Annotated in this window: 22 protein-coding genes and 1 other RNA gene; 6 read left to right on the forward strand and 17 right to left on the reverse strand. The window is 55.4% G+C overall.

The window, feature by feature from the left end; translation table 11 throughout:
* Positions 1-29: 29 nt before the first annotated feature.
* The 7 genes from gcvP to F153LOC_RS07695 all read right to left on the reverse strand — a co-directional run bounded on the left by gcvP (position 30) and on the right by F153LOC_RS07695 (position 9232).
* Positions 30-2903 carry an aminomethyl-transferring glycine dehydrogenase gene (gcvP, locus tag F153LOC_RS07665; protein ID WP_100779030.1) on the reverse strand — a complete coding sequence of 958 codons (2874 nt, stop codon included), beginning with the start codon at positions 2901-2903 and terminating at the stop codon, positions 30-32.
* A gap of 69 nt (positions 2904-2972) precedes the next feature.
* On the reverse strand, positions 2973-3362 hold the full coding sequence (gene gcvH / locus F153LOC_RS07670) for a glycine cleavage system protein GcvH (RefSeq protein ID WP_100779029.1): 390 nt from the start codon (positions 3360-3362) through the stop codon (positions 2973-2975).
* A gap of 24 nt (positions 3363-3386) precedes the next feature.
* Positions 3387-4481: a glycine cleavage system aminomethyltransferase GcvT gene (gcvT, locus tag F153LOC_RS07675; protein ID WP_102104702.1), complete on the reverse strand. Its 1095-nt coding sequence runs from the start codon at positions 4479-4481 to the stop codon at positions 3387-3389.
* 445 nt (positions 4482-4926) lie between these two features.
* On the reverse strand, positions 4927-6129 hold the full coding sequence (gene ubiI / locus F153LOC_RS07680; protein ID WP_102104703.1) for an FAD-dependent 2-octaprenylphenol hydroxylase: 1203 nt from the start codon (positions 6127-6129) through the stop codon (positions 4927-4929).
* Positions 6130-6140: 11 nt separating this feature from the next.
* Complete coding sequence (gene ubiH, locus F153LOC_RS07685) at positions 6141-7319, reverse strand: 2-octaprenyl-6-methoxyphenyl hydroxylase (protein WP_102104704.1); 1179 nt, start codon at positions 7317-7319, stop codon at positions 6141-6143.
* Entirely contained in the window at positions 7316-8629 is a 1314-nt protein-coding gene (gene pepP / locus F153LOC_RS07690) for a Xaa-Pro aminopeptidase (RefSeq protein WP_102104705.1), read from the reverse strand. The genes ubiH and pepP overlap by 4 nt, the downstream gene beginning before the upstream one ends.
* Positions 8630-8653: 24 nt before the next feature.
* Positions 8654-9232, reverse strand: a complete 579-nt coding sequence (locus F153LOC_RS07695; RefSeq protein WP_123428885.1) for a YecA family protein — start codon at positions 9230-9232, stop codon at positions 8654-8656.
* Positions 9233-9398: 166 nt separating this feature from the next.
* Here F153LOC_RS07695 and zapA point away from each other — a divergent pair, with 166 nt between their 5' ends.
* The 3 genes from zapA to F153LOC_RS07715 all read left to right on the forward strand — a co-directional run bounded on the left by zapA (position 9399) and on the right by F153LOC_RS07715 (position 10574).
* Positions 9399-9728: a cell division protein ZapA gene (gene zapA, locus F153LOC_RS07705; RefSeq protein ID WP_100779023.1), complete on the forward strand. Its 330-nt coding sequence runs from the start codon at positions 9399-9401 to the stop codon at positions 9726-9728.
* Positions 9729-9769: 41 nt separating this feature from the next.
* Positions 9770-9953: non-coding RNA, 6S RNA (ssrS, locus tag F153LOC_RS07710), on the forward strand.
* A 24-nt stretch (positions 9954-9977) separates the two neighbouring features.
* Positions 9978-10574: a 5-formyltetrahydrofolate cyclo-ligase gene (locus F153LOC_RS07715; protein WP_102104706.1), complete on the forward strand. Its 597-nt coding sequence runs from the start codon at positions 9978-9980 to the stop codon at positions 10572-10574.
* Positions 10575-10680: 106 nt separating this feature from the next.
* Here the strand turns inward: F153LOC_RS07715 and serA are convergent, their stop codons facing one another.
* Both serA and rpiA read right to left on the reverse strand, forming a co-directional pair.
* Complete coding sequence (gene serA / locus F153LOC_RS07720; protein ID WP_100779021.1) at positions 10681-11913, reverse strand: phosphoglycerate dehydrogenase; 1233 nt, start codon at positions 11911-11913, stop codon at positions 10681-10683.
* Positions 11914-12177: 264 nt separating this feature from the next.
* Complete coding sequence (gene rpiA, locus F153LOC_RS07725) at positions 12178-12837, reverse strand: ribose-5-phosphate isomerase RpiA (protein WP_100779020.1); 660 nt, start codon at positions 12835-12837, stop codon at positions 12178-12180.
* A gap of 189 nt (positions 12838-13026) precedes the next feature.
* Between rpiA and argP the strand changes: the two genes are divergently transcribed.
* Positions 13027-13920, forward strand: a complete 894-nt coding sequence (argP, locus tag F153LOC_RS07730) for a DNA-binding transcriptional regulator ArgP (protein ID WP_100779019.1) — start codon at positions 13027-13029, stop codon at positions 13918-13920.
* A 36-nt stretch (positions 13921-13956) separates the two neighbouring features.
* Here the strand turns inward: argP and F153LOC_RS07735 are convergent, their stop codons facing one another.
* Both F153LOC_RS07735 and argO read right to left on the reverse strand, forming a co-directional pair.
* Positions 13957-14697, reverse strand: coding sequence for an oxidative stress defense protein (locus F153LOC_RS07735; protein ID WP_100779018.1), 741 nt, complete (start codon positions 14695-14697; stop codon positions 13957-13959).
* Between the two features lie 88 nt (positions 14698-14785).
* Positions 14786-15421, reverse strand: a complete 636-nt coding sequence (argO, locus tag F153LOC_RS07740; protein ID WP_100779017.1) for an arginine exporter ArgO — start codon at positions 15419-15421, stop codon at positions 14786-14788.
* Positions 15422-15606: 185 nt separating this feature from the next.
* Between argO and dctP the strand changes: the two genes are divergently transcribed.
* A complete protein-coding gene (gene dctP / locus F153LOC_RS07745) occupies positions 15607-16656 on the forward strand; it encodes a TRAP transporter substrate-binding protein DctP (RefSeq protein WP_102104707.1) in 1050 nt (349 codons plus the stop codon).
* Positions 16657-16706: 50 nt separating this feature from the next.
* Here dctP and mscS read toward each other — a convergent pair whose 3' ends face one another.
* The 5 genes from mscS to tkt form a co-directional block, all read right to left on the reverse strand.
* On the reverse strand, positions 16707-17567 hold the full coding sequence (gene mscS / locus F153LOC_RS07750; RefSeq protein ID WP_100779015.1) for a small-conductance mechanosensitive channel MscS: 861 nt from the start codon (positions 17565-17567) through the stop codon (positions 16707-16709).
* 187 nt (positions 17568-17754) lie between these two features.
* Positions 17755-18834 carry a class II fructose-bisphosphate aldolase gene (gene fbaA / locus F153LOC_RS07755; protein ID WP_100779014.1) on the reverse strand — a complete coding sequence of 360 codons (1080 nt, stop codon included), beginning with the start codon at positions 18832-18834 and terminating at the stop codon, positions 17755-17757.
* 92 nt (positions 18835-18926) lie between these two features.
* The gene (pgk, locus tag F153LOC_RS07760) at positions 18927-20090 is read right to left on the reverse strand and encodes a phosphoglycerate kinase (protein ID WP_100779013.1); all 1164 of its coding nucleotides are present in this window, start codon (positions 20088-20090) and stop codon (positions 18927-18929) included.
* Positions 20091-20139: 49 nt separating this feature from the next.
* Positions 20140-21159: an erythrose-4-phosphate dehydrogenase gene (gene epd, locus F153LOC_RS07765; RefSeq protein WP_102104708.1), complete on the reverse strand. Its 1020-nt coding sequence runs from the start codon at positions 21157-21159 to the stop codon at positions 20140-20142.
* A gap of 464 nt (positions 21160-21623) precedes the next feature.
* Positions 21624-23615, reverse strand: coding sequence for a transketolase (tkt, locus tag F153LOC_RS07770; RefSeq protein WP_102104709.1), 1992 nt, complete (start codon positions 23613-23615; stop codon positions 21624-21626).
* 271 nt (positions 23616-23886) lie between these two features.
* Here tkt and F153LOC_RS07775 point away from each other — a divergent pair, with 271 nt between their 5' ends.
* On the forward strand, positions 23887-24645 hold the full coding sequence (locus F153LOC_RS07775; RefSeq protein WP_100779010.1) for a M48 family metallopeptidase: 759 nt from the start codon (positions 23887-23889) through the stop codon (positions 24643-24645).
* Positions 24646-24752: 107 nt separating this feature from the next.
* On the opposite strand, the gene speB is transcribed toward F153LOC_RS07775, so the two are convergent.
* Complete coding sequence (speB, locus tag F153LOC_RS07780; RefSeq protein WP_002434404.1) at positions 24753-25673, reverse strand: agmatinase; 921 nt, start codon at positions 25671-25673, stop codon at positions 24753-24755.
* Positions 25674-25790: the final 117 nt, after the last annotated feature.

The following is a 25790-nucleotide window of genomic DNA, read 5'->3' on the forward strand; positions in this document are numbered from 1 at the left end:
TTACCCGGCCTCCTGTCAAAGCTTAAGTATTACTGATATTCGCTCATTGGCACGCAAGAACAGAACAGATTACGATCGCCGTAGACATCGTCGAGACGTTTCACGGTCGGCCAGTATTTGTTCGCCACACCTGCCGGGAAGACAGCCTGCTCACGGGTATAACCGTGGTTCCACTCTGCCACCAGCTCGTTTTGAGTGTGGGGGGCGTTCACCAGCGGGTTATCTTCCAGCGGCCATTGGCCCTGTTTCACACGGTCGATTTCCGCGCGGATCGCCAGCATCGCGTCGATAAAGCGGTCCAGTTCGACTTTGCTTTCCGATTCGGTCGGTTCAACCATCAGCGTACCCGCCACCGGGAAGGACATGGTTGGCGCGTGGAAGCCGTAGTCGATCAGGCGTTTAGCAATATCCAGCTCGCTAATCCCTGTCTCTTCTTTCAGCGGACGAATATCGAGAATACATTCGTGCGCCACGCGGCCATCGCGACCGGTGTAAAGCACCGGATAAGCGTCTTTCAGGCGAGTTGCGATGTAGTTTGCATTCAGAATCGCCACCTGACTTGCCTGCTTCAGCCCTTCCGCGCCCATCATGCGGATATACATCCAGCTGATTGGCAGAATGGATGCGCTGCCAAACGGTGCCGCAGAGACCGCGCCCTGACGGGTCAGCATGCCTTCAATCTGCACCACGCTGTGGCCCGGAACGAACGGTGCCAGGTGCGCTTTCACACCGATTGGTCCCATACCCGGGCCGCCACCGCCGTGCGGAATACAGAAAGTTTTATGCAGGTTCAGGTGCGAAACGTCCGCGCCGATGAAACCTGGAGAAGTAATGCCCACCTGCGCGTTCATGTTTGCGCCATCGAGGTAAACCTGACCGCCGAACTGATGTACCACTTCGCACACTTCGCGGATGGTCTCTTCGTACACGCCGTGAGTGGACGGGTAAGTCACCATGATGCAGGAGAGCTTATCACCCGCTTGCTCTGCTTTCGCACGCAAATCGGCCAGGTCGATGTTGCCGTTTTTATCACAGGCAACGACGACCACTTCCATTCCCGCCATCTGTGCAGACGCCGGGTTGGTGCCGTGGGCAGAGCTTGGGATCAGGCAGATATCACGATGCCCTTCGTTGCGGCTTTCGTGATAGTGACGAATCGCCAGCAGGCCTGCGTATTCACCCTGCGCGCCGGAGTTTGGCTGCATGCAGAGTGCGTCGTAGCCGGTCAGTTTCACCAGCCAGTCGGAGAGCTGACCGATCATCTGATGGTAGCCTTCCGCCTGATCGGCCGGGCAGAACGGGTGCAGTTCAGAGAACTCAGGCCAGGTAATCGGAATCATTTCCGCAGCGGCGTTGAGCTTCATGGTACAAGAGCCCAGCGGGATCATCGCCTGGTTCAGTGCCAGATCTTTGCGCTCCAGAGAGTGCATGTAACGCATCATCTCGGTTTCGCTGTGATAGCGGTTAAACACCGGATGGGCCAGGATCGCGTCATCACGCAGCATGCTTTCCTGAATGGAGCGGCTGTCGTGCGCCACCTCTTTATCCAGGTTAGCGACGTCCAGACCGTGGTCATCACCCAGCAGTACGCTGAACAGCGCCTGGATATCTTCACGGGTAGTGGTTTCGTTCAGGGTGATACCCACTGCGTTCAAAATATCGCTACGCAGATTGATTTCGGCAGCTTCGGCACGTGCCAGCACACCCGCTTTGTCAGCCACTTCCACACACAGGGTGTCGAAGAAGTGCGCATGGCGCAGCTTGAGGCCTTTCTGCTGCAAGCCCGCCGCCAGAATATCGGCAAAACGGTGAATGCGGGTAGCGATGCGTTTCAGGCCGACCGGGCCGTGGAACACGGCGTACAGGCTGGCGATATTGGCCAGCAGCACCTGAGAGGTACAAATGTTGGAGTTCGCTTTCTCGCGGCGGATATGCTGCTCGCGCGTCTGCATCGCCATGCGCAGCGCGGTGTTACCGGCAGCGTCTTTCGACACACCGATAATACGGCCTGGCATGGAGCGTTTGAATTCGTCTTTCGCGGCGAAGAAGGCCGCGTGCGGGCCACCGTAGCCCATCGGCACGCCGAAGCGCTGTGCAGAGCCGAAGACAATATCTGCGCCCTGTTTGCCAGGGGCGGTGAGCAGCACCAGCGCCATAAAATCAGCGGCCACGCTGACCACAATTTTGCGGGATTTCAGCTCAGTAATCAGGCTGCTGTAGTCGTGAACTTCACCGGTGGTGCCAACCTGCTGCAACAGCACGCCAAACACATCCTGGTGATCCAGAACCTTTTCCGCATCGTCAACAATCACATCAAACCCGAAGGTTTCCGCACGGGTGCGGACCACGTCCAGCGTCTGCGGATGAATGTCTGCCGCCACGAAGAAGCGGTTAGCGTTTTTCAGCTTGCTGACGCGCTTAGCCATCGCCATCGCTTCAGCGGCGGCGGTCGCTTCGTCAAGCAGAGATGCGGAGGCAATATCCAGCCCGGTCAGATCCAGCGTCACCTGCTGGAAGTTCAGCAGCGCTTCCAGACGGCCCTGGGAGACTTCCGGCTGATAAGGCGTATAGGCGGTGTACCAGCCTGGGTTTTCCAGCATGTTGCGCAGGATCACCGGCGGTAACTGCACCGGGGTGTAGCCCATGCCAATGTAAGACTTAAAGCGCTTGTTGAGACCGGCGATTGCCTTCAGCTCTGCCAGCGCGGCGTATTCAGTGGTCGCGTCACCTACCTGCGGCGGCGTGGCGAGCTGAATGTCTTTGGGCACGATCTGGCCGATCAGTGCGTTTAACGAATCCGCGCCAACTGTCTTCAGCATCTCCTGCTGTTGCTGAGCATCCGGCCCAATGTGACGTTCAATGAAGGCGCCACGGTTTTCAAGCTGGCTTAAAGTCTGTGTCATGAGCGATGGTTCCTAAACGTGCGGTGATATTAGGATCCCCTCCCCCTTTCGGGAGAGGGTGAAAAGCAATTACTCGTCTTCTAACAGTGCTGCGTACGCGGTTGCATCCAGCAGAGCTTCAACTTCTGCTTCGTCGTTCGCTTTAATTTTGAAAATCCAGCCGCCGGTGTACGGCTCGCTGTTAACCAGCTCCGGGGAGTCGCTCAGGGCGTCGTTGACGGCCACGATTTCGCCGCCCACTGGCGCGTAGATGTCAGACGCGGCTTTCACCGACTCTGCAACAGCGCAATCGTCGCCCGCGCTCACGGTCGCGCCGACGTCCGGCAGGTCCACAAACACCATGTCACCCAGCAACTCTTGTGCGTGCTCGGTGATCCCAACGGTGTAAGTCCCGTCGGCTTCTTTGCGCAGCCATTCGTGTTCTTTGCTGTATTTCAGTTCTGCTGGCACATTGCTCATTGGAATTCTCCTGATAAAAAATGATTAGGCGACCGGTTTACCGGCGCGAACAAAAATCGGTTTAGTCACGCTGACCGGCATTTCACGGTTGCGGATCTGCACCACGGCAGTCTCGCCAATCCCGGCCGGTACGCGCGCCAGCGCAATGCTGTAGCCCAGCGTCGGTGAGAATGTGCCGCTGGTGATAATGCCTTCATGAAGATTGCCGCTGGCATCGGTGAAACGCACAGGCAGCTCGTTACGCAGCACACCCTTCTCTTTCATCACCAGGCCGACCAGCTGATCGGTGCCTTTCTCACGCTGCAGTTCCAGCGCTTCACGGCCAATAAAATCGCGGTCAGCCGGTTCCCATGCGATGGTCCAGCCCATATTGGCAGCCAGCGGAGAGATACCTTCATCCATCTCCTGACCGTAGAGGTTCATCCCGGCTTCCAGACGCAGCGTATCGCGCGCGCCCAGGCCCGCAGGTTTGACACCGGCTTCAACCAGCGCACGCCAGAAATCGGCGGCTTTCTCGTTCGGCATCGCAATTTCATAGCCCGCTTCACCGGTGTAGCCGGTCGTTGCGATGAACAGATCGCCTGCCTGAACGCCGAAGAACGGCTTCATGCCTTCGGTCGCTTTACGTTGCTCTTCGCTGAACAGAGAAGCGGCTTTAGCCTGCGCGTTAGGACCCTGAACGGCGATCAGGGAAAGATCGTCACGTACGGTGATATCAACAGCGTATTTGGCAGCGTGTTCAGAAATCCAGGAGAGGTCTTTTTCGCGGGTGGCGGAGTTAACAACGAGGCGGAAGAAATCTTCAGTGAAGTAATAAACGATCAGGTCATCAATCACGCCGCCGGAGGCATTCAGCATCCCGGTGTAGAGCGCTTTGCCCGGCGTTTTGAGTTTGGCGACATCGTTCGCCAACAGATAACGCAGAAACTCCCGGGTGCGACTGCCGCGGAGATCGACAATGGTCATGTGGGAGACGTCGAACATCCCGGCATCGGTGCGCACGGCGTGGTGCTCATCGATCTGCGAGCCGTAATGCAGCGGCATCATCCAGCCATGGAAATCCACCATGCGCGCGCCGCATAACGTGTGTTGTTCGTACAAAGGAGTCTGTTGAGCCATCTTGTCCTCGTTGATTTAGCAGAGCGGGGCAATCTTGTGTTTCGCGAGAAATTTCACCACGAAACCCGGCGTCGGTATCACTCCTGGACGCCGACGCAAACGTTCTCTTTCCCCTGAACTTACCACCGAAATCGGCGATTAACCATAAGCTAAAGCGGGTCATCACATTAGCTTATGACCAAAAAACGCTGAAAAGCCTACAGAGTTATTCACTGGCAAAATGCGATTTACCCCGCATTAAATTAACTTTAATTTCACAATATTTAGCACAGGCTGATATTTTCTGTGGAAAAACGCGGCTAATTTCCGTCATGAGAAAAACACGACATTAGATAATCTAATGCGAAAAGAGGCGTGGAATTAGAATATTTCAAACGAGGGAAACATCCCGGCACAAAGGCCGGGAGAGGAAAGTGTGATGGGGGTCTAATTTAACGTTTAGTGCTTAACGCAGCCACTCAGGGAGATCGTTTAACCCCATCGCCTGGCGAAGGAGCTGCGGTTTGACGCCGGGAAGCGTATCCGCCAGTTTCAGTCCAACATCGCGCAGCAGTTTTTTCGCCGGATGGTTACCGGCAAACAGCTCGCGAAAGCCCTGCATCCCCGCCAGCATCATCGCTGCACTGTGTTTGCGGCTGCGCTCGTAGCGGCGCAGGTACATATGCTGACCAATATCTTTGCCTTCACGATGCAGACGACGCAGCTCATCGATAAGCTCTGCGGCATCCATAAAGCCCAGATTCACGCCCTGCCCGGCCAGCGGATGAATAGTGTGTGCGGCATCGCCCACCAGCGCCAGGCGGTGCGAGGCAAACTGCCGCGCGTAGCGTCCGGTCAGCGGGAAGAGCTGGCGTTCACTTTCCAGCGTACACAGCCCAAGACGGTTATCAAAGGCCATGCACAGCGCCTGATTGAACGCGTCAGGCGTCGCCGCCTCCATCTGCTGTGCTTTTTCCGGCACCAGTGACCAGACGATGGAGCACAGATGCGGATCGCTTAACGGCAGAAACGCCAGGATGCCGTCGTTGTGGAAAATCTGACGCGCGACACCGCCGTGCGGTTCGGTCGTGCGGATCGTCGCAACCAGCGCATGATGACGGTAATCCCAGAAGGTGAGCGGAATATCCGCTTTGTTACGCAGCCAGGAGTTTGCGCCATCGGCACCCACAACCAGCCGCGCGGTCAGCATATCGCCGCTTTGCAGTGTCAGAAACGCCTCGTTTTCGCCCCAGGCGATCTGTTGCACCTGCGCGGGCGCCATCAGGGTGACGTCGGAACAGCTCTGGGCTTTGCGCCACAGAGCGTGGTGAATCACCGCGTTTTCAACGATATGGCCCAGATGACTGTAGCCCATGTTTTCATCGTCAAACGCGATATGGCCGAAGCTGTCTTTGTCCCACACTTCCATCCCGTGGTAGCAGCTGGCGCGAAACGCGGTGATCTCTGACCAGACGCCGAGATGCGTTAACAGCTTTTCACTGGCGGCGTTAATGGCCGACACGCGTAACTCTGGCGGTGCGTCCTGCGCAACAGGCTGCGGCGGCTTATGTTCAAGCACCGCCACACGCAGGCCGCTGCCCTGTAAACCACAGGCCAGCGCCAACCCCACCATTCCGCCGCCGACAATGGCAACATCAACATTCTGCACTTAGTAACTCCTTAACGAGCGACCCAACCGAGAGTTCGCTGCGCCAGCACGTCGCGTGCCGGAATGAATAGTTCCATCGCCATCAGGCCCGCGTTGCGCCCGGCTACCAGCGGCGCCCAGCGATTCGCGAACAGATGCACCAGGCCATCGGTCACACCGATGGTCGCCTCTTTATCTGCCTGACGGCGTTTCTGATACTGACAAAGCACGGAGTAAGCACCGCAATCGTCGCGATCCTGCCATGCCTGCGCCAGCGTCTCCGCCAGGCTCATGACATCGCGTAATCCTAAGTTAAACCCCTGCCCGGCAATCGGATGCAGGGTTTGCGCCGCATTCCCGACTAACGCCACACGATGAGACACGGAGCGCGATGCGGTGGTCAATGCCAGCGGATAGGCGGCGCGTTTCCCGGCGTGGGTGATTCGCCCTAAACGCCAGCCAAAGGCTTTTTGCAGCTCATCGCAAAAATGCGCATCTGACCAGGCCATCACGTCATCCATAACATCCAATGCGTGGCACCAGACCAGCGAACTGCGGCCAGCCGACATGGGCAGCATCGCCAGTGGGCCGTGCTCGGTAAAACGTTCAAAGGCGCGGCCCTGATGAGGCACAGCGGTGGAAACGTTGGCGATCACCGCCGCCTGACCGTAAGGCTGCTGCTGCCATTCGATACCGCATTGGGTGGCAAGCGCAGAACGGGAGCCGTCTGCGGCCACCAGCAGTTTACCATCCAGTACGCTGCCGTTATCCAGCGTCACGCTCACCCCTGCGTCACTGCGGGTGAAGCTTGCGACACGCGCCGGGCAGTGCAGCGTCACGCCAGGCGCATCCTGCAATAAGCGGAACAGACGCTGCCCCACGTCGTGCAGTTCGACCACCTGCCCGAGGGCATTAATGTGGTAATCCTGGGCATCGAGCGTAACAAAACCGGCGTGGCCGCGATCGCTGACGTGAACGGTGTTGATCGACGTCGCACACTCGGCAATCACCTGCCAGATACCCAGGCGCGACAAGTGCTGGCAGGTCCCCTGCGCCAGCGCAATGGCGCGGGCATCAAAGCCTGGATGCTGCGCCGTCTGCGGCGCAACGGCTTCAACCAGGTGAACGGGGAGCTGGCCGTGCGTCAGCTGTGAGATGGCCAGCGCGAGCGTCGCCCCCGTCATGCCACCGCCCACAATGATCACGCTCATACGCGCGCCGCCGCCATCAGAGCTTCGATCTCATCGGCCTTTTTGACTACGGAAGCCGTGAGGTTTTCGTTGCCGTTTTCGGTGATTACGATGTCGTCTTCAATACGAATACCAATCCCGCGATACTCGGCAGGGACATCCGCGTCGGGCGCGATATACAGGCCCGGTTCGACGGTTAACACCATGCCCGGCTCAAGGGTGCGCGAACGATCCGGACCGTAGCCGCCGACATCGTGGACATCCAGCCCCAGCCAGTGGCTCAGGCCGTGCATAAAGAACGCGCGGTGGGCGTTGTCGGCAATCAGCTCTTCAACGTCGCCCTTGAGGATGCCCAGTTTCACCAGCCCGTTCACCATGATGCGGATCACCGAGCCAGTCACGTCCTGAATGGAGGTTCCCGGACGGAACAGCGTTAACGCGGTTTCCAGAGATTCCAGCACGATGTCGTAAACAGCGCGCTGCGCAGGGCTAAATTTGCCGTTCACCGGGAAGGTACGAGTGATGTCACCGGCGTAAGCGCGATATTCACACCCGGCGTCGATCAGCACCAGATCGCCGTCACGCAGTTCGCTTTCGTTTTCGGTGTAGTGCAGGATGCAGCCATTTTCCCCGCCGCCCACAATCGTGTTGTAGGACGGGAAGCGCGCCCCATGGCGGTTGAATTCATGAAGAATTTCGCCTTCGAGCTGATACTCGAACATCCCCGGACGGCATTTTTCCATGGCGCGGGTATGGGCCAGCGCGCTGATTTCACCCGCGCGGCGCATCACATCCAGCTCTTCCGGCGATTTAAACAGCCGCATTTCATGAACGATTGGGCGCCAGTCCGTCAGGGACGCGGGTGCCGATAAATTCTGACGAGAACCTTTACGCAGTTTTTCCAGCGCCGCAAACACCAGTTCATCGGCGTAAGCGTATTCGCCCTGAGCGTGATACACCACGTCCAGACCGTTCATGAGTTGATAGAGCTGCTCGTTGATTTCGCTGAAGGCCAGCGCGCGTTCCACGCCGAGTTTCTCTGGCGCGGCGTCTTGCCCTAAGCGGCGGCCAAACCAGATTTCGGCAGTCAGATCGCGAACGCGGTTAAAGAGAACGCTGTGGTTGTGGGTGTCATCGCTCTTAATCAGCACCAGTACCGCTTCAGGCTCGTTAAAGCCGGTGAAGTACCAGAAATCGCTGCTCTGGCGATAGGGATATTCGCTGTCATTGCTGCGTGTGGCTTCCGGTGCGGCAAAAATCAGTGCCGCGCTGCCCGGCTGCATATGGGCTAAAAGCGCCTGGCGGCGGCGAAGAAACTCCTGTTGAGTCATGACACCCTCCTGTGCGTTCTTTTTTTAATGTAAGGTCGGTTTGCGGACTTCCGGTGCGGTCGGCTGTGAGCGCGTAAAGGTGTCGTGGCACAGCAGCGCCGCGACGCGTACGTACTCGATAATCTCTTCGACGGACATTTCCAGCTCTTCCTGATCTTCGTCTTCGTCGTAGCCCAGCTGCGCGATGTTGCGCAGATCGTCGATCGCCTCACCCGCTTCGCCGGTGACTTTATCGAGCTTAGGCTGCGTAACGCCCAGACCCAGCAGATAGTGGTTTACCCAGCCTGCCAGCGCATCGGCGCGATCGAAGACGCTGACGTCGTCGCCATCAGGCAGATAAAGCTGAAAAAGGAAGCCATCGTCCTCCAGAGAATCACTGGTCGCCGAGTGCATTTTGCGCAGGGCTTCAGCAAGCTCGTGACCAAAGGCCAGACCTTCGTTCGTCAGGTCATGAAGCAGCGGCTGCCATGAGCTGTCGCTGTTTCCGCCGCACAGCATGCCACTGATCAGACCGTGCATTTCAGCAGGGGTCAAACCCACGCCCTGCTGGTTAAGTAACTGGCTTACTTCGTTGTAACCAGGCATTTCGTTCTGTATAGACATGCGCATTCGTCATCGTTGGAGGAATATTCATGATATGCTACCACTTTGGACCCTGGAGATACCAGAAAAGGGCTTGTATCTTCATATCAGGGTAGCTATAGTGTCGCCCCTTCGCAGCCCCCGGGCCATGTGCGAAGGTCGCGCAGTCAATCAGCAGGAAGGTGGCATGTCTGCACAACCCGTCGATCTCCAAATTTTTGGCCGTTCGCTGCGAGTGAATTGTCCGCCTGAACAAAGGGATGCTTTGAATCAGGCTGCGGATGATTTGAATCAGCGGTTGCAAGATCTAAAAGAACGCACTAGAGTCACAAATACTGAGCAGCTGGTTTTCATCGCCGCGTTGAACATCAGCTATGAATTAACTCAGGAAAAAGCGAAGACCCGCGACTACGCGGCGAGCATGGAGCAACGCATTAAAATGCTCCAACAGACCATTGAACAAGCGCTGCTTGATCAGGGTCGCACCCCCGAAAGGCCGGTGCAAAAGTTTGAATAACACTTTGCAGTTGACTATGGTAGAGTGACTGTGAAGACAAAATTTCTCTGAGATGTTCGCAAGCGGGCCAGTCCCCTGAGCCGATATTTCATACCACAAGAATGTGGCGCTCCATGGTCGGTGAGCATGCTCGGTTCGTCCGAGAAGCCTTAAGACTATGACGACACATTCACCTTGAACCAAGGGTTCAAGGGTTACAGCCTGCGGCGGCATCTCGGAGATTCCCCTTCTTTACTACCTTCAAGCATCATGACTCAATTTCCTGAAGTCCCTGCTTCCCGACAAGACATCCGTCAGTTAATCCGCAAACATCGTCGAGCGCTTTCGCCCGAACAACAAACGCATTTCGCCCAGCTCGCTGCCGCCCGTATGATGGCGTATCCCCCTGTGGTTATGGCCCATACCGTCGCCCTGTTTCTGTCGTTTGACGGCGAGCTGGATACCCAACCGCTGATCGAACAACTCTGGCGCGCCGGGAAAAAGGTCTATCTGCCGGTGCTGCACCCGTTCAGTCCGGGCAATCTGCTGTTCTTGCACTACCATCCTCACAGCGAACTGGTGGTGAACCGTCTAAAAATTAGCGAACCCAAACTCGATGTGCGCGATGTCCTCCCCTTAAGCGAGCTGAACGTTCTGATCACGCCGCTGGTGGCTTTTGATGAAAGCGGTCAGCGTCTCGGAATGGGCGGAGGATTTTACGATCGCACGCTGCAAAACTGGCAGCAGTATGGTTTGCAGCCGGTGGGCTATGCCCATGATTGTCAGGGCGTAAAAGCACTGCCGGTGGAGAAATGGGATATTCCGCTGCCCGCAGTGGTGACGCCGTCGAAAGTGTGGGAGTGGTGAGGTAAACAATAAAGCCGGGTGTCGGCTACGCCTAACCCGGCTTACGATTTGGATTCACCAGAGGTCGGGTAAGGCGTCAGCGCCCCCCGACACAGCAAACCGCAGATTAGTACAACAGACGCGCGCGAATCGTACCCGGAATCGCCTTCATGCTCAGCAGCGCTTTCTCCGCCACATCTTCATCTGCTTCGATATCAATAACCACATAGCCCATCTGCGAGTTAGTTTGCAGATACTGCGCGGCGATGTTGACGCTCTGCTCGGCAAAAATCTGGTTAATCGCGGTCAGCACGCCTGGACGGTTTTCGTGGATATGCAGCAGACGGCGACCGCCGTGCAGCGGCAGAGACACTTCCGGGAAGTTCACCGCAGACAGCGTAGAACCGTTATCGGAATACTTGCTCAGTTTACCCGCCACTTCCAGACCGATATTCTCCTGCGCTTCCTGAGTCGAACCGCCAATGTGCGGCGTCAGGATCACGTTGTCGAATTCACACAGCGGAGAGGTAAACGGATCGCTGTTGGTGGCCGGTTCTGTCGGGAAGACGTCGATAGCCGCGCCCGCCAGATGCTTACGCTTCAGGGCATCGCACAGGGCAGGAATATCCACTACCGTACCGCGAGCGGCATTGATCAGCAGTGCGCCAGGTTTCATCAGCGCCAGCTCTTCCGCACCCATCATATTTTTGGTGGAGGCGTTTTCCGGCACATGCAGGCTCACCACATCGCTCATGTTCAGCAGATCGGAAAGATGCTGCACCTGAGTCGCGTTACCCAGCGGCAGTTTGTTTTCGATATCGTAGAAAAAGACATTCATGCCGAGAGATTCGGCCAGAATCCCCAGCTGCGTACCGATATGGCCGTAGCCGATAATCCCCAGCTTTTTACCGCGCGCTTCGAACGAGCCGGACGCCAGCTTGTTCCACACACCGCGGTGGGCTTTGGCGTTCGCCTCCGGAATACCGCGCAGCAGAAGCAGCAGCTCGCCAATCACTAACTCCGCCACGGAACGGGTGTTGGAGAAAGGTGCGTTAAAGACCGGCACGCCGCGTTTGGCCGCTGCATTCAGATCGACCTGATTGGTACCGATACAGAAGCAGCCGATAGCCACCAGCTTCTCAGCGCAGGCAATAACCTCTTCAGTCAGGTGAGTACGGGATCGCAGGCCAATGAAATGGGCATCACGGATGGATTCTTTCAGCTGCTCAGTATCCAGCGCGCCTTTGTGGAATTCGATGTTGGTGTACCCTGCAGCACGAAGGTTATCGAGTGCTTTCTGATGCACCCCTTCGACGAGCAGAAACTTAATCTTGTCTTTTTCCAGTGATACCTTTGCCATTTACCCGACCCTGTTTTGTCTGAACTGATGTTGTGCTGGATTTAAATCCGCTCCCGCCAACATATCAAAAAAAACTATTGCAGCAATATGAACGTTTGCGTCGTCACTCTGAAGAAAAGTCATCCAGGGCGAAATGTCAGAGGAAAATGCTGTGGATAATCAGGAAAGCGGCAGGATCGTCAGAACAGGTCAAAAAACGTGACACAAGTCACCGAATTTCGCTTTTGAAAAATATTTAGCGGGGGGAAGGCTCCCCCCGTCAGATCATTTTACGATGGTTTTCACGCCGTCAGCGGTGCCAATCAGCGCCACATCCGCGCCACGGTTGGCGAATAGCCCTACCGTCACGACGCCTGGGATGGCGTTAATGGCATTTTCCATCGCCACCGCGTCCATGATCTCCATACCGTGAACGTCGAGGATGACGTTACCGTTGTCAGTCACCACGCCCTGGCGATATTCCGGACGACCGCCCAGTTTCACCAGCTGACGCGCCACCGCGCTGCGCGCCATCGGAATGACTTCAACCGGCAGCGGGAAGTTACCGAGAATATCCACCTGCTTAGACGCATCCGCGATACAGATAAATTTATCCGCGACGGAAGCGATGATCTTTTCACGCGTCAGGGCAGCACCGCCGCCTTTGATCATCTGCATATGGCCGTTGATCTCATCAGCGCCATCAACGTAAATCCCCAGACGATCGACTTCGTTAAGATCGAAGACCGTAATGCCGAGACTTTTCAGCTTTTCCGTGGAAGCATCGGAGCTGGATACCGCGCCCTCGATCTGCCCTTTCATCGTGCCGAGCGCATCAATAAAATGTGCGGCGGTCGAGCCAGTACCGACACCGACAATGGTACCGGGTTGTACGTACTGGAGAGCGGCCCATCCTACTGCTTTTTTCAGTTCATCCTGCGTCATGATCTTTTTGCCTGTGGTGTGAAAACTCAGGGCGTATTATAGAACAGGCAGGCAGGGAATGTCCCTGTGACCGGTGTCACATTACCGAGCAAAGCCCTTACAGATCCGATGTGGTCGGAATTGGTCTGTCACAAAGGGAAATTTGTGTCATAGTGCAGAATCAGCAAAATTCAGGAGTACTGCCCCGCAATGAAACGTCCGGACTACAGAACACTACAGGCGCTTGATGCCGTCATACGTGAACGAGGTTTTGAGCGCGCAGCGCAGAAGCTGTGCATCACTCAATCCGCCGTATCACAGCGAATCAAACAGCTTGAGAATATGTTCGGACAACCGCTGCTGGTGCGTACCGTTCCGCCACGTCCGACGGAACAAGGGCAGAAGCTGCTGGCCCTGCTGCGTCAGGTTGAGCTGCTGGAAGAGGAGTGGCTGGGCGATGAACAGACCGGTTCCACACCGCTGCTGCTCTCGCTGGCGGTGAATGCCGACAGTCTGGCCACCTGGCTGCTGCCCGCCCTCTCCTCAGTGCTGGCCGATTCCCCTATCCGCCTCAATCTGCAGGTGGAAGATGAAACCCGTACTCAGGAGCGGCTGCGTCGTGGCGAAGTAGTGGGTGCGGTCAGTATCCAGCCGCAGGCGTTGCCAAGCTGCCTGGTCGATCAGCTCGGTGCGCTGGACTATCTTTTTGTCGGCTCAAAAGAGTTTGCTGAGCGTTATTTCCCGAATGGCGTCACCCGTGCCGCGCTGCTGAAAGCCCCTGCCGTGGCCTTCGATCATCTCGACGATATGCATCAGGCGTTTTTGCAGCAGAACTTCGACCTACCGCCGGGCAGCGTGCCCTGTCATATCGTGAATTCGTCTGAAGCCTTCGTGCAGCTGGCCCGTCAGGGGACGACCTGCTGTATGATCCCGCATTTGCAGATTGAGAAAGAGTTGAAGAGCGGTGAACTTATCGACTTAACGCCGGGGCTGTATCAGCGTCGGATGTTGTACTGGCACCGTTTTGCGCCGGAGAGCCGCATGATGCGCAACGTCACCGATGCACTGCTGGCCTACGGGCATAAGGTGTTGAGACAGGATTAATAAAAAAGCCGGGTTACCCGGCTTTTTTGTCATTGATTACTGCGCAGGCGCCTGCTGTTGCTGCTGGCCCTGTGCGGGTTCCAGCTGGAAGACCACATCCACCTGATCGTCGAACTGAATGGTCGGCTGCTCGTAAGTTTCCTGTGCGGAAACCGGTGCGGCATCGGCCTTCATCATGCGAACCATCGGGCTTGGCTGGTAGTTAGAGACGTGGTAACGCACGCTATACACCGGGCCGAGCTTCGATTTGAAGCCAGAAGCCAGCTGCTCTGCCTGACGTACTGCGTCATCAATCGCCGCTTTGCGCGCTTCGTCTTTGTATTTCTCCGGTTGCGCAACGCCCAGCGACACGGAACGGATTTCGTTCAGACCCGCTTTCAGCGCGCCATCCAGCAGCGAGTTCAGCTTATCGAGCTGACGTACAGTCACTTCCACCGTACGCACGGCGCGATAGCCTTTTAGAATGCTTTTACCATTCTGATAGTCGTAATCTGGCTGAGTGCGAAGATTCGCGGAGTTAATGTCTTTCTTAGCAACGCCGTTCTGCTCAAGGAAAGAGAGATATTGCGCAACGCGATCGTCGGCCTGTTTCTTGGCTGACGCAGCATCTTTTGCCGCCACGTTCACTTCAATCGCAAGGGTTGCAACATCGGGAGCAGCGTCCACGCTTGCCGTACCGGAAGTGACAATGTGCGGTCCATTTGGCAATTCGTTTGCCTGTACCGATACTGCACCAAAACTGACTAATGCCGCCAGGGCCATCACTTTAAACTTCACTGTTATTCCTCCATGTTGCGAAGTGCCCACCTAAGGGCTCATGCCAGCAAGCTTAGCGCGTCTGCTTCAGTTGTCCATAAGACAACGCTTAGTTGAACAATACCTGTACGTGACTAATGCCCTCTTTCGCCAGCTGGAACGCGATAAACCACATCACCACGCCGACGAGAATATTAATGATGCGCTGCGCTTTGGCGGTGCGTAAGCGCGGGGCAAGCCAGGCGGCAAGTATCGCCAGACCAAAAAACCACAGGAAGGAAGCGCTCACGGTTCCCAGTGCGAACCAGCGTTTAGGTTCAACATCCAGCTGACCGCCCAGGCTGCCGAGCACCACGAAGGTATCCAGATAAACGTGTGGATTAAGCCAGGTCACCGCCAGCATGGTGGCGATGATCTTCCAGCGTCCCTGCTTCATCACTTCGGCGCTGGCAAGTTCCAGGTTACTGCTCATGGCGGTTTTCAATGCCCCAAAACCGTACCACAGCAGGAACGCCACGCCGCCCCAGGTCACCAGCGCCAGCAGCCACGGCGACTGCATCAGTAGCGCGCTGCCGCCAAAAATTCCGGCGCAAATGAGCAGCAAATCGCTGACGGCGCAGAGCATGGCGATCATCAGGTGATACTGTCGACGAATCCCCTGGTTCATAACAAACGCATTTTGGGGACCGAGCGGTAAAATCATGGCTGCGCCTAGCGCAAGGCCTTGAAAGTAATAAGATAACATGGGGAAATACTCTTACACGATTGTCGTTACGGCAGACTATACTGCGAGATCTTCATTAGAGGAAATTGATAATATTAATCCCTAATTAGCTACCCTAATGATGCCGTATTGAGATTCTGACAAACGTTTTAACTCCGGATTTAGCGTATGCTGAAGGTATCAGCAACCGTACCAAAGGAATGGATATGAAGCATAACGCGAAGGCTTTACTTTACTGCGCCGCATGGGTGTTTACCTGCTTGTGGGCTGCCACCGCCAGCGCGACCACAACGTTACGCTATACCGATCACGAACCGTACGGAAACATGCGTACCCGGCTCATAAAAGAGACTTTTTTTAGAGCGATTGAGACGGAATCCCTCGGTCGTCTGAAAATCGACGCCCACTGGAATGGCGAGCTGTCCACCAGCTATAACGCCTTAACAACTGTCAGCCAGGGCGGTGTTGCGGATATGGGCACTGTCGTCCCCGAATACACGCCCGACCTCCTTCCACGGCACCAGATATTTAAGAGCTTCCCTCTTGGGCCTGCCAGCGGTAATGCCCAGGCTGCCGCCTTTGAGCGCATCTTCAAGGATTATCGCCAGTTCGGGAACGAGCTTGAAAAAAATAACGTGATAAACCTGCAGTTTTTCCTTGGGTATCCAGTAGGTTTTTTCACCACCCAACCCAATGTAAAACTCGATCAGTTGAACGCAAGTAAATGGCGAACGGCCAGTTTCTGGCATCAGTCATTTTTACGTAACGCAGGTGGCATACCGGTGGATATGCCGTGGAATGAGCACATAACCGAAGCGCTGAAGGACGGGCAGCTTGACGGCCTGATGGTTAACCTCGACAGCGGGCACGATATTCACGCCGAGCGGGCCGCACCTTATATTCAGCTTTCTCCTTCCCTGTGGCTCGGACACGTATATCTGCTGGTGATGAATAAAGCGGTGTGGGACAGCCTCGACGTCAAGGATCGCGGTGCCATCAGACGTGCGGCCGCCGCTACGCAAAAACGTCTTGGCGCAGCGCAAGAGGCTAATCTGGCCGAGATGACCAACGCGATGAAACGGGAAGGCGCGACCATTCATTACCTGACAAACGACGAGCTGAAAGCCTGGCAAACCGCCACCGGGTATCAGCAGGTTCAGGCCGAATGGGTCACTCAGCAGGAAAACAAAGGAATCAGTGATGCGGGACTGTTGATGCAGGGTGTCAGTAGCATTGTTAACCAGACACTGAGATAAAAAAAACGCCCGCCGGTATTCACGCGCGGGCGTTGTTTGTCAGAACGGATTTATTCGCTCGCGTGTTCTTTCACGCGCTTGAAGTTCACGTCCATCTGCGGATACGGGAAGCTGATACCGTTAGCGTCAAATTCACGCTTAATGCGCTCCAGCACGTCCCAGTAAACTTCCTGCAAATCGCTGCTTTTGCTCCAGATGCGTACCACGAAATTGATCGACGAAGCACCCAGTTCGTTCAGACGAACAGTTCTCTCGCGGTCCTGGATGATACGAACATCCGACTCAATAATATTCGTCAGCAGCGCTTTTACCTTATCGATATCGGAATCATACGCCACGCTGATTAACAGTTCGTTACGACGTACCGGCTCGCGGGAAAAGTTAATGATGTTTCCGGCGATGATTTTACCGTTCGGCACCACAACGATACGGCCATCGACGGTGCGCAGAGTGGTGGAGAAAATCTGCACCTGCAGCACGGTCCCGGCAATGCCGCCCAAATCGACGTATTCACCGGAGCGGAACGGGCGGAAAGTCACCAGCAGCACGCCTGCGGCGAGGTTCGACAGTGAACCCTGCAGGGCCAGACCGATAGCCAGACCCGCAGCACCGAGTACCGCGATGACGGAGGCCGTCTGTACACCGACGCGCCCAAGCGCTGCAATCAGCGTAAAGGCAATCAGGCCGTAGCGCACCAGCGCGGAGAGGAAATCTGCCACCGTGGCATCAATCTGACGAGCGCGCATCACGCGGTTGATCGCATTGGACACTACGCGTGCCACGATCATACCGACGATAATAATCGCAATCGCCGCCACGATATTCACCGCATAACTCAGCAGTAGCGCCTGGTTGCGCACCAGCCAGGTGCCCGCGTTGTTGATGCCATCTACTACACCAAGATCATCCATTCATTCTTCCTTTTGCTAATCCAGACAAAAAATCCATCTCACTGGGAGACAGGCAGGTCAGTAAAGGGTAAACAAAAAGTGCTGATTATGCCAAACAGATCACACAATCGGCCGTGGCAGCCCGTTGAAAAGGCATAAAAAAAGGCCCGCAAATGCGGACCTTTTTAACGCTTTTCAGCAACTCAAATTACAGAACGTCAACCGCGTTCAGTTCTTTGAATGCCTGCTCCAGACGGGTAATCATAGAAGTCTGGGCAGCACGCAGCCATACGCGTGGATCGTAGTATTTCTTGTTCGGCTGGTCTTCGCCTTTCGGGTTGCCCAGCTGGCCTTGCAGGTAAGCTTCGTTGGTTTTGTAGTACTGCAGGATGCCGTCCCAGGTTGCCCATTGGGTATCGGTATCGATGTTCATTTTCACTACACCGTAGCTTACGGAGTCTTTGATTTCCTGAGCAGAAGAACCGGAACCGCCGTGGAAGACGAAGTTCAAGCTGTTGTGCGGCAGGTTGTGTTTCTTAGAAACATATTCCTGAGAATCGCGCAGGATAGTTGGAGTCAGAACAACGTTACCTGGCTTGTAAACGCCGTGTACGTTACCGAAAGATGCCGCGATGGTGAAACGTGGGCTGATTTTGCTCAGCTCGGTGTACGCGTAATCAACATCTTCTGGCTGGGTGTACAGTGCAGAAGCGTCCATGTGGCTGTTGTCCACGCCGTCTTCTTCACCACCGGTGCAACCCAGTTCGATTTCCAGGGTCATGCCCATTTTGGACATACGCGCCAGGTATTTGGAGCAGATTTCGATGTTTTCGTGCAGTGACTCTTCAGACAGGTCGATCATGTGAGAAGAAAACAGTGGCTTACCGGTCGCTGCGAAGTGTTTTTCACCCGCGTCCAGCAGACCGTCGATCCATGGCAGCAGTTTCTTCGCGCAGTGGTCGGTGTGCAGGATAACTGGAACACCGTAGTGCTCAGCCATCTGGTGTACGTGGTGCGCACCAGAGATAGCGCCCAGGATTGCTGCGCCCTGAGGAACATCAGTTTTAACGCCTTTACCCGCGATGAACGCAGCGCCGCCGTTAGAGAACTGTACGATAACCGGAGCTTTAACTTTTGCAGCGGTTTCCAGTACGGCGTTAATGGAGTCGGTACCCACGCAGTTAACTGCCGGCAGAGCAAAGTTGTTTTCTTTTGCTACCTGGAACACTTTCTGAACGTCATCACCAGTGATCACGCCAGGTTTTACGAAATCAAAAATTTTAGACATGTTACGTAGTCCTGTATCTTCGGCCGTTAGAAAAGGTGCGAGCTCTAAAAAGCACGCTGAAATTTGGGCAGGTTTCCCTGCCCATGAATGGCTTACTTCTTAGCGCGCTCTTCGAGCATTGCTACTGCTGGCAGAACTTTGCCTTCCACGAATTCGAGGAATGCGCCGCCACCAGTGGAGATGTAGGAAATTTTGTCGGAAATACCGAACAGGTCGATTGCCGCCAGGGTGTCGCCGCCGCCTGCGATGGAGAACGCTTCGCTGTCTGCGATTGCGTTAGCCACGATTTCAGTCCCTTTACGGAAGTTAGGGAATTCGAACACGCCAACCGGGCCATTCCACAGAATGGTTTTCGCGTTTTTCAGGATGTCAGCCAGTTTCTGTGCAGACACGTCGCCCAGGTCCAGAATCTGCTCTTCATCTTTGATGTCGTTAACAGACTTCAGCGTCGCGGTCGCTGTTTCAGAGAACTCGGTTGCTACGCGCACGTCAGTTGGGACTGGGATATCGCAAGTGGTCAGAAGGCGTTTAGCTTCGTCAACCAGGTCTGCTTCATACAGGGATTTACCCACGTTGTGGCCTTGAGCGGCAACGAAGGTGTTCGCGATACCACCGCCAACGATCAGCTGGTCAGCGATTTTAGACAGGGAATCCAGAACGGTCAGTTTGGTAGACACTTTAGAACCACCAACGATAGCAACCATTGGACGTGCGGGTTCTTTCAGTGCTTTACCCAGTGCTTCCAGTTCGTCAGCCAGCAGTGGACCTGCGCAAGCTACGTCTGCGAATTTACCGATACCGTGGGTAGAAGCCTGAGCACGGTGAGCCGTACCGAATGCATCCATCACGAAGACGTCGCACAGTGCAGCGTATTTTTTGGACAGTGCTTCGTCGTCTTTCTTCTCGCCTTTGTTAAAGCGAACGTTTTCCAGAACAACCAGTTCACCTGCAGCCACTTCAACGCCGTCCAGGTAGTCTTTAACCAGACGTACCGGGCTGGACAGTTTGTCTTTCAGGTAATTAACAACCGGCAGCAGAGAGAATTCTTCGTTGTACTCGCCTTCGGTCGGACGACCCAGGTGAGAGGTTACCATCACTTTCGCACCCTGTTTCAGTGCCAGTTCGATGGTTGGCAGAGAAGCACGAATACGCGCATCGCTGGTCACTTTGCCATCTTTAACAGGTACGTTCAGATCGGCACGGATGAAAACGCGTTTACCTGCCAGATCCAGATCGGTCATCTTAATTACAGACATGGTGAATCCTCTCGTTGATTCTTAAAGTTTTGCATGCGCACTTTGCGCCCTACCTGAAACCTTGTGCGGCCATGGCTAACGTGGTGTCGAGCATCCTGTTAGCAAAGCCCCATTCATTATCGCACCACACCAGCGTTTTGATGAGGTGAGCACCGCTGACCCGCGTCTGTGTACCATCGACAATGGCACTGTGCGGATCGTGGTTAAAATCTACTGAGACCAACGGTAATTCCGTATAGTCAACTATACCATGAAATGCACCCTGTGCCGCTTTTTGCAGCAACAGGTTGACTTCACTGGCTTTTACCGGTTTTTTAACCGTGACACTGAGGTCAATCGCGGTGACATTTATGGTCGGCACGCGAACCGCAATGGCTTCAAAACGGTCGTTAAACTGCGGAAAAATTCGGGTAATTCCGGCCGCCAGTTTCGTATCCACCGGAATGATTGACTGACTCGCCGCACGTGTGCGACGCAAGTCCGGGTGATACGCGTCGATAACCTGCTGATCGTGCATGGCGGAGTGAATCGTGGTTACTGTGCCCGATTCGATGCCATACGCATCGTCTAGCAGTTTGATGACCGGAATAATGCAGTTTGTGGTGCAGGAGGCATTAGAGACAATACGGTGTTCGGCTTGCAGCTCGAGATGGTTCACGCCGTAGACGACAGTTGCGTCGAGATCGTGACCACCGGGATGGGAAAACAGGACTTTCTTCGCGCCTGCTGCCAGATGCGCCTCGCCGTGTTCGCGATTGCCGTACACGCCGGTACAATCCAGCACCACATCCACACCCAATTCACGCCACGGCAGCGCGTCAATGCTGCGCTCATGCAGGACGCGAATCACATCATCGCCGACGAACAGTTGCTCTCTTTCCTGGCGTACATCCCAGGCAAAGCGCCCATGGCTGGTATCGTATTTCAACAAATGCGCCATACCCGCCGCGTCTGCCAGTTCATTGACAGCCACTACGGTGATTTCCGCCCGACGTCCTGATTCATATAATGCACGAACCACGTTACGTCCGATGCGACCAAAGCCATTAATCGCTACGCGTACGGTCATAGGTCTCCTGCAAGGCTATCCCTGAGATTGAGGTGGCTGAAAGAGTAATCCAGCTACGCTCAGAGGGGAATCCTTGCCTGTCACAAACTGCGACTGATTGGTCAATTGTCGAACATTTAATCGACTGAAACGCTTCAGCAAGAATAAGCGAAACGGGGAATAAAAGGAACGTTCGCCCGGAGGGATTCGCCATTTATCTGACTTGCGTCACATTTCTTCGGCCATTTTCCGCGGAATTATTCCACTCCGGCGAAAACATATTCGTCCTGGCCGTCATCCGTGGCGTCAGGTCCACTGTGCGACTATCGCAAAGTACAGGCGCCACGTTTGGACCCTCAGTGCGCAAATTTAAGGCTACTCTCCTCCTCCGGCAGTTTTTCCCCATAAAAAAACCAGGCGGTATTGCTACCCACCTGGTTTTTTATAGCGCCCGGCAAGACTCTCGCCGCCAGGCGTTTACGCGATTACAGCAGTTCTTTCGCTTTCGCGACTACGTTCTCAACGGTGAAGCCAAACTCTTCGAACAGCAGTTCTGCAGGTGCAGATTCGCCGAAGGTGGTCATACCGACGATGGCGCCGTTCAGGCCCACGTATTTGAACCAGTAGTCAGCGATACCGGCTTCCACAGCCACGCGCGCAGAAACGGCTTTCGGCAGTACGGATTCACGGTAAGCCGCATCCTGTTTGTCGAACGCGTCGGTAGACGGCATGGAGACCACGCGCGCTTTCACGCCTTCAGCAGACAGTTGATCCCACGCAGCAACCGCCAGCTCAACTTCAGAACCGGTTGCGATGATAATCAGCTGTGGCTGACCTGCGCAGTCTTTCAGCACGTAACCACCGCGAGCGATGTTAGCCAGCTGCTCTTCGGTACGATCCTGCTGTGCCAGGTTCTGACGAGAGAGAATCAGCGCGGTTGGACCGTCCTGACGCTCAACGCCATATTTCCACGCTACCGCAGACTCAACCTGGTCACATGGACGCCATGTGGACATGTTCGGGGTCACGCGCAGAGAAGCCACCTGCTCAACCGGCTGGTGAGTCGGGCCATCTTCGCCCAGACCGATAGAGTCATGGGTATAGACCATTACCTGACGCTGTTTCATCAGCGCAGCCATACGCACGGCATTACGCGCATATTCTACGAACATCAGGAAGGTAGAGGTGTACGGCAGGAAACCACCGTGCAGAGAGATACCGTTCGCAATGGCGGTCATACCGAATTCACGCACACCGTAATGGATGTAGTTACCGGCGGTATCTTCGTTGATCGCTTTAGAACCAGACCAGATCGTCAGATTAGACGGCGCCAGGTCAGCAGAGCCGCCGAGGAATTCTGGCAGCAGTGGACCGAAGGCTTCGATCGCATTCTGAGACGCTTTACGGCTGGCAATTTTAGCCGGGTTAGCTTGCAGCTTAGCGATGATCTCTTTCGCTTTCGCGTCGAAATCTTCCGGCATGTCACCTTTCATACGACGGGTGAATTCTGCCGCTTCCTGCGGGAAGGCTTTTGCGTAAGCTGCGAATTTCTCATTCCAGACGGACTCTTTCGCCTGGCCTGCTTCTTTGGCATCCCACTGAGCGTAAATCTCAGACGGAATTTCAAATGGCGCGTATTTCCAGCCCAGCTGTTCGCGGGTCAGTGCAATTTCTGCGTCGCCCAGCGGTGCGCCGTGAGAATCGTGAGTACCCGCTTTGTTTGGAGAACCGAAACCGATGATGGTTTTGCACATCAGCAGGGATGGTTTGTCAGTCACGGCACGCGCTTCTTCTACTGCACGTTTAATCGCGTCTGCATCGTGGCCGTCAACGCCACGCACAACGTGCCAGCCGTAGGCTTCGAAACGTTTTGCGGTGTCGTCAGTGAACCAGCCTTCAACGTGACCATCAATGGAGATGCCGTTGTCATCGTAGAACGCAACCAGTTTACCCAGCTTCAGAGTACCGGCCAGGGAGCACACTTCGTGAGAAATGCCTTCCATCATGCAGCCGTCGCCCATGAAAGCGTAGGTGAAGTGATCAACGATATCGTGACCTGGACGGTTGAACTGCGCCGCCAGCGTTTTCTCTGCAATCGCCATACCGACCGCATTCGCGATACCCTGACCCAGTGGACCGGTTGTGGTCTCAACGCCCGCGGTATAACCCACTTCCGGGTGACCTGGGGTTTTGGAGTGCAGCTGACGGAAGTTCTTCAGCTCTTCGATTGGCAGCGCATAACCCGTGAGGTGCAGCAGGCTGTAGATCAGCATAGAGCCGTGGCCGTTGGACAGCACGAAGCGGTCGCGGTCAGCCCAAGATGGGTTCTGCGGGTTATGGTTCAGGAAATCACGCCACAGGACTTCGGCAATGTCAGCCATACCCATAGGGGCACCCGGGTGACCGGATTTGGCTTTCTGTACTGCGTCCATGCTCAGCGCACGAATAGCATTAGCAAGCTCTTTACGTGAGGACATTTTAACTCCAGATCGGACTGTTAAAGGCCGCGCCCTTGACGACAGCGCGTTTTGGGCTATGCCAGAAAAAAGTGCCAACAATGTAACCCAAGCGACAAAGCATGTACATGGAGCATTCTTTTGCCCTTTAAGAAATCTCTGGATCACGCTCGCATGTTGCGCAATCTACTCGCCCGGGGCTCCAGATATTCCTTATACTTAGCGCGACTGCGGCTTCGCTGCCGGAGCATTTTTCAGACTTTTTTCAGTTAACGAGTACGGAAGCAACATCATGAAAATGCGTGCAATAGTGCTGGCCCTGGGTACGACGCTCCTGCTGAGCGGTTGTCAGAATATGGATTCAAACGGTCTGATGAGCTCTGGCGCAGAAGCCTTCCAGGCTTATTCCCTGAGCGATGCGCAGGTCGTCGCGCTGAGCGACCAGGCGTGTAAAGAGATGGACGGAAAAGCGACCATCGCACCGGCCAGTAGCACTTACGCGCAGCGTCTGAACAAGATTGCCGCCGCGCTGGGCGATAACATCAACGGCCAGGCAGTGAATTACAAAGTCTATATGGCAAAAGACGTGAACGCGTTTGCGATGGCGAACGGCTGTATCCGCGTTTACAGCGGGCTGATGGACATGATGACGGACAACGAAGTCGAAGCGGTGATCGGCCATGAAATGGGCCACGTCGCACTCGGCCACGTGAAGAAAGGTATGCAGGTGGCGCTCGGCACCAATGCCGTGCGTGCGGCGGCAGCCTCTGCAGGCGGTATCGTTGGCAGTCTGTCCCAATCCCAACTGGGCGATGTGGGCGAAAAACTGGTTAACTCCCAGTTCTCCCAACGTCAGGAGTCAGAAGCGGACGACTACTCCTACGATCTGTTGCGCAAGCGCGGGATCAATCCGTCAGGCTTAGCCACCAGCTTTGAGAAACTGGCAAAACTGGAAGAAGGCCGTCAAAGCTCAATGTTTGACGATCACCCGGCGTCCGCAGAGCGTGCGCAACATATCCGCGATCGCATGGCGGCAGACGGGATCAAATAATCCCCTCCAGAAAAGCCAGTAACGACACGGGCAGCGCAGCGTCACCTGGGAGTACATGAGGGTGACGGGCACTGCCCGGTTTCAAAAAGGCGAGTCAAACAGCCCGATTACTCGCCTTTTTTGGCTGCCTGAATGTACAGCATTTCCAGCGCCAGCGTCGCAGCGGCCAGAGCCGTGATTTCAGACTGATCGTACGCTGGCGCCACTTCTACCACATCCATCCCCACGATGTTCAGGTCTTTCAGACCGCGAACCAGTTTGATCGCACGGTCAGACGTCAGGCCGCCAATGACCGGCGTACCGGTGCCCGGTGCAAACGCGGGGTCCAGGCAGTCGATATCAAAGGTCAGGTAGACAGGCATGTCGCCGACAATTTGCTTCACCTGCGCGATGATGTCGTCCACGCCGCGATCGTTCACCTGGCAGGCGTCCAGCACGGTGAAGCCGTTGTCTTTGTCGAATTCAGTACGGATACCGATCTGCACAGAGTGATTTGGATCGATCAGGCCTTCGTTCGGCGCGGTGTAGAACATGGTGCCATGGTCAAACTCGCAGCCGTTCGCGTAGGTGTCCGTGTGGGCATCGAAATGCACTAGCGCCATTTTACCGAAATGTTTCGCGTGCGCGCGCAGCAGCGGCAGCGTCACAAAGTGGTCACCGCCGAAGGAGAGCATGCGCTTACCGGCAGCCAGCAGTTTTTCTGCGTGCGCCTGGAGTTTTTCGCTCATTTCACGTGCGTCGCCGAAGGCATACACCAGATCGCCGCAGTCGACGACGTTCAGGCGCTCACGCATATCGAAGTTCCACGGGAAACGGTTGTGCTCCCAGGCCAGGTTGGTAGAGACCTGACGAATGGCCGCCGGACCGTGACGGCCACCGGCACGACCGGAGGTTGCCATATCAAACGGAACGCCGGTGATTACCCAGTCAGCGTCGCTGTCGTACGGCTGGAAGTTCATCGGAAGACGTAAAAAACCAAACGCGTTAGATACCAGAGAGTTGTCGTACTGATGACCTAAAGTGCTCATGTCCTGACCTCATGTAGAGTCGATGCATTAAAAATAGATGAAAAAAAATCCCCTCCGCGTCGTTAAACCCGACGAGGAAGGGACTGATTCGGAAACTGCATGTTGTTGCGAATTATC

The organism is Lelliottia sp. F153 (assembly GCF_002870005.1).
In the GTDB taxonomy this organism is placed as follows: Bacteria; Pseudomonadota; Gammaproteobacteria; order Enterobacterales; family Enterobacteriaceae; genus Enterobacter; species Enterobacter nimipressuralis.